4 protein-coding genes and 1 pseudogene are annotated in these 5335 nt (G+C 47.8%); 2 read left to right on the forward strand and 3 right to left on the reverse strand.

Translation table 11 applies throughout. The annotated features are described in order from the left end of the window. Positions 1 to 425, forward strand: a pseudogene (locus AK963_RS25030) (IS256 family transposase); the annotation flags it as partial. A gap of 253 nt (positions 426 to 678) precedes the next feature. Beyond that, positions 679 to 1380: a 16S rRNA pseudouridine(516) synthase RsuA gene (rsuA, locus tag AK963_RS25035; RefSeq protein ID WP_066018111.1), complete on the forward strand. Its 702-nt coding sequence runs from the start codon at positions 679 to 681 to the stop codon at positions 1378 to 1380. Here rsuA and AK963_RS25040 read toward each other — a convergent pair. From AK963_RS25040 to AK963_RS33600, 3 genes are all read right to left on the reverse strand, one after another. Continuing rightward, positions 1372 to 1923, reverse strand: coding sequence for a hypothetical protein (locus AK963_RS25040; RefSeq protein WP_066018112.1), 552 nt, complete (start codon positions 1921 to 1923; stop codon positions 1372 to 1374). The two genes, rsuA and AK963_RS25040, sit on opposite strands and share 9 nt — an antisense overlap. An 84-nt stretch (positions 1924 to 2007) precedes the next feature. Next, on the reverse strand, positions 2008 to 4098 hold the full coding sequence (gene metG, locus AK963_RS25045) for a methionine--tRNA ligase (protein WP_274520554.1): 2091 nt from the start codon (positions 4096 to 4098) through the stop codon (positions 2008 to 2010). A gap of 66 nt (positions 4099 to 4164) precedes the next feature. Beyond that, positions 4165 to 5335 (reverse strand): hypothetical protein (locus AK963_RS33600; RefSeq protein WP_175404636.1); only part of this gene is annotated, 1171 nt, incomplete at its 5' end.

Here is a 5335-nt window from a genome sequence, read left to right on the forward strand (position 1 = left end):
TATCCAAGGTAACTGATGCTGTCTACGATGAGGTCAGGACTTGGCAGAATCGCCCGCTGGACAGACTTTTCCCCATCCTGTATCTCGATGGCCTTGTGGTTAAGGTTCATCAGGATAAACGGGTTATTCGTAAAACCGTGTATGTTGCTCTTGGCGTGAACACTGAAGGCCATAAGGAACTTTTGGGTCTTTGGCTTGCCGAAACAGAAGGTGCCAAATTCTGGCTTTCTGTGCTGACAGAGCTTAAGAACCGTGGAGTTGAAGATGTCTTCGTTGCCTGTGTTGATGGGCTTACCGGATTCCCGGAAGCGATTAACACCGTGTTCCCAATGGCTCAGGTTCAGCTGTGTATTGTGCATCAGGTACGTAACTCGCTGAAATACGTCTCCTACAAGGACCGTAAATGCGTCGCCAGCGACCTGAAACGGAGGATGCTTTGGCAGAGCAAAATCAGCAGCACCTTGAGTAATTCTTTTGATATTGTTTCTGGATATGTATGCTTAACTACTTATACATTATTTGTAAATGTATAAGTAGTTACCAAATATATGTATAAATTATTTTCGATAGTCTCTCATTTTTATCTTTACACTTTATATTTTACCATCCTTGATGTTTAGGTAGTGATCCTACAGTTTTCTTATTACCATCTGCCTTTTTCAAAATTAGTCATCCCTCATGCGTTTAGATAAATACCTCTGTGAAAGTACCGAACTCTCCCGTGCGAATGCCAAGAAATGTTTGCATCGAGGGGAAGTGACCTGTGATGGTATTGTGGTGAAAAACAGTGCCTTCAAGGTGCCGGATGACTGTGAAGTCCGTCTTCTGGGTGAGCTGGTGAAAGCACGTGGACTTCGCTATATCATGCTCAATAAACCGGTGAATACACTCTGTTCCAATGTGGATGAGGTCTATCCGTCGGTGCTCTCCTTGCTGGATATTCCCAAGGCCTACTCACTGCATATTGCTGGCCGTCTGGATGCGGACACCACAGGGCTGGTACTGATTACTGACGATGGGCAGTGGTCTCATCGACTGACCTCTCCCGTGAAAGTGTGTGGCAAGCGTTATCGTGTTCAACTGGCCGATCCTCTGCCAGAGGAAAAGACGCCAGAACTGGTAGAGCAGTTTGCCAGCGGGATTGAGCTAAAAGGTGAGAAGGCACTGACCAAGCCAGCTTTACTGGAGGTTCTTGCACCTTCAGAGGTGCTGTTGACCATTACTGAGGGTAAATATCATCAGGTTAAGCGTATGTTTGCGGCCATCGGCAATAAGGTGGTGGGTTTGCACAGGGAACAGGTGGGGGCGATTTCGCTTGACCCTCTGCTGAAGTCTGGTGAGTGGCGTTATTTAACGCAGGGTGAGGTGGAGTCAGTCTGAGAGTGAGGTGGTTCTGTCGGGCTCTGTGTTTCTCTGGGCAGTATCCTGATTTTCGAAGCAAATGATATTCTGGTCTTGCTCCATAAAAGTGTCGAATGCTGCTCTGAAGTTAAGATTTGATTCTTCTATACAGCTGGTCGTCATTAAATATTCACGAAGGGCATGGGAGATAAATGAATCGATTTTTTCAGTATCTCCCTCCTCAAATTTAAAGTGGTAATGCTCGTCAGCACTCCCTTTATTTCGATGCAGCCTGGCCTCATGCTCAGGCTCTTTACCGAAAAGAGAAGCAATCATTTGATATTCCTGGGGAATATCCACTGGTTCAGGGCAGTATAATGTTATCACGGCGTAAGACTGTCTGAGGGCCAGCCCTACGGAGGTGGGGCATTCAGGCAAGACAGGGGCTGGAATAAAGGTAAAATCGAGCTCCCTGCTGGTCAGCTTGTATGAGTTCCAGATACCCGGATGTTGCGGTGTGTCGAAGTTGGTGGCGTTGGCTGCTGGCGCCAGTGCCAGCGGGTTGACAATACGGTTTAGCATTATTCCAGACTTAGAGGAGAATACAGGAAATGTTTACTAGGGATAGACCAAAATCAAAAGTAAACGTTCCCTGTATTGGTGCGATTACATCACACGCATGCCTGGCTGAGCACCTTCATGGGGCTCAAGAATCCAGAGATCCTTGCCACCCGGGCCTGCAGCCAACACCATGCCTTCGCTCACACCAAACTTCATTTTGCGCGGAGCCAGGTTTGCAACCATTACAGTATGTTTGCCGACCAGGGCTTCCGGAGCATAGGCAGACTTGATGCCGGCAAAGACATTGCGGGGCTCAGATTCACCAATATCCAGTGTCAGGCGCAGCAGCTTGCCAGCTCCTTCCACCAGTTCGGCATTCACAATCTTTGCGATACGCAGATCGACTTTGGCAAAGTCATCAAACGCGATTTCGTCAGCAATGGGGTCTTTCTCCAACCACTCTGGAGAAGTCTCAGCTTTTTTATTGGATGATTCCATCTGGGCTAGCACCTCCTTGCTGGCTTCAATCATAGACGCTACTTTATCGGCTTCTACACGGGTCATCAATGGTTCAAATTTATTGACATTGTGATCCAGCAGCAATGTCTGACTGTCCTGCCAGGTCAGTGGAGCAACATTGAGGAATGCTTCAGCTTTAACCGCCATGGCTGGCAGTACAGGCTTGAGGTAGATCATCAGCAGACGGAAGAGGTTGATGCCGGTGCTGCAGATGTCATGCAGTTCCTGATCCTTGCCTTCTTCCTTGGCAACGACCCATGGTTTCACTTCATCAATCCAGGCATTGGCTTTGTCTGCCAGCGCCATGATTTCACGCATGGCCTTGCCGAACTCACGACCTTCATAGTGATCGGCAATGCGAATTGCGGCTTCCTGAAACTCGGCTGTCAGTTCTGGTGCACTATTATTGGCGGACAGTTTGCTGTCAAAGCGTTTCTTAATGAAGCCTGCGTTTCGGCTGGCAATATTCACCACCTTACCCACCAGGTCGGAGTTTACCCGCTGGATAAAGTCATCGGTGTTCAGGTCCAGGTCATCAATACGGCTGGACAGCTTGGCAGCGTAGTAATAACGCAGGTACTCAGGATCCAGATGTTCCAGGTAAGTACGGGCTGTGATAAACGTGCCGCGTGACTTGGACATTTTTTCACCGTTCACGGTCAGATAACCATGTACGTTCACACGGGTTGGGGTGCGATAGTTGGCACCATGGAGCATGGCTGGCCAGAACAGGCAGTGAAAGTTAACGATGTCCTTGCCTATAAAGTGGTGCACTTCGCACTGGCTGTCTTTATTCCAGTACTCATCAAAGCTCAGGTCATCACGGCGCTGGCAGAGATTCTCAAATGCTGCCATGTAGCCAATTGGCGCATCCAGCCATACATAAAAGTATTTGCCGGGTTCACCAGGGATTTCAAAGCCAAAGTAGGGCGCATCACGGGAGATATCCCAGTCCTGCAGACCAGCGTCCAGCCACTCGGCCAGTTTGTTGGCAATTTCGTCTGAGATGGTACCAGAGCGGGTCCACTGCTTCAGGAAGGCATCAAAATCAGAAAGTTTGAAGAAGAAATGCTCACTCTCTTTCTCAACGGGGGCCGCTCCAGAAATTGCAGAACGGGCGTTCTTCAGTTCCGCCGGTGAGTAGGTGGCACCGCACACTTCACAGTTGTCACCATATTGATCAGAGGCGCCACATTTTGGGCAGTCGCCTTTGATATAACGATCAGCAAGAAACATCTCTTTTTCAGGGTCATAAGCCTGAATAATGTTTCGGCTGACAATATGTCCCTTTTCCTTCAGGGCAAGGTAAATCGCTTCAGAGAGCTTGCGGTTCTCTTCGGAGTGGGTGGAGTAGTAATTATCGAACTCCACATGGAACTCACCAAAATCGCGAACCCGCTCCACGTTGATACGAGCCACGGATTCTTCTGGTGAGATGCCCTGCTTTCCGGCATGAAGGCTGATGGCGGTGCCATGGGCATCGTCAGCGCATACGTAGGTGCACTGGTTGCCAGACAGCTTCTGGAAACGAACCCAGATATCCGTCTGGATGTATTCCACCAGGTGCCCCATATGCAAAGGGCCGTTGGCATAGGGCAGGGCACTGGTGACAAGTATTTTACGTTGGCTCATTCGATTCTGTCTTGACGGTCGGATAAAAAAACGGGAATGCGCCATTATACAAACTGTCCATAGGAAAGCCTATTCGGAACAGTCCCGCTTTAACCTCAGGCTAACGTTGGTTTATACCCGGGTTGTATCTTTATCCGATTTAGTTTCAGCTTCTGTCAGTTGAGAAAAAAGGGACCTTGAACATTGTTCAAACGTAGGGCTGACAGCCGAAGTACGAGGAGCATCAGGCTCTTTCATTGGCACCTTTTTGGTTATTGCTTCAGTAAATGAAACTTGTATCTTACTGTCTTCAGGAGATCCTTTTATTTTCGAGATAACCTCAACCTGCATGGGGTAACGGCTTAAGTATGTGTCCTTGAACTTCGCTCTTGTATTATTTAGCCATTCCTTAATGGATTTAATTGAACTACCCGCTTGGAATTTCTCCTCAGTGTAAGGCCTTGAAGTAGTACCATATGCGATATAGGAGACCTTCACGGTGCGAGTCCGAAGATCGTCAGATGATGCGGATGGTGTACTCACTCTTTCAGCTTTCTCTGCACCGATAATAGCTTCTACCAAGCTGGAGGCGGAAGCAGCTTCAGTTTTCAATGGCTCTTCTTGTTGTTGTGTCTCTTTAGGAACCGAGGAGGAGGCTGGATCGACCGAAGAGTCCCATTTAACCTGCTTTTTGGGGGCTGTTGATCCTACTGTGATCTGGGAGCGAACGCTGTGTTCTATTCTCTGCTGTTCAGTTGCCCTGCCAGGGACGACGTTCGCCTTGACTTCAGTTTTATGGCTTTCGGTTCTCTTCATATATACAGAGATTGTTGTTGTCGTACGTTTAGATTTAAGGTGTTCCTTTCTCATTGATGCAGATATACGCTCCATATCTTCATCCGTTTGTGGGCGATGCTTGGACTCATCTAAATCGCTTATCACTCCTGTTCTTGTAGTGAGTAACTCGACATCGCTTGATGATCCTGTTGCAATCGATGACTTATGGCGTTCACGCTCATCTGACAGAACGTTAGCAGAATCCTCGCTTACCAGCTCATCTACCATCTTCTCAAGAGATTGATCAATCTCTTTCTCTTTGCTGATGATGGTTTCCGCTACATCACCAGCGTCACCAACAACCAGTTCAGGGTCTTTTGATCCTGCCGTTTCTGCCTTTACGGGAATGTAATTTAAATTGTGTAAACGCTTGTCGTTAATACTCCAAAATGGAGAATAACAATGAGCGTTGAAATCAACGAAAAACTGGTAGATCAAATAGCCAGTCAGATTAAAACTCAGGATG

Source organism: Endozoicomonas atrinae, from assembly GCF_001647025.1.
GTDB lineage: Bacteria > Pseudomonadota > Gammaproteobacteria > Pseudomonadales > Endozoicomonadaceae > Endozoicomonas > Endozoicomonas atrinae.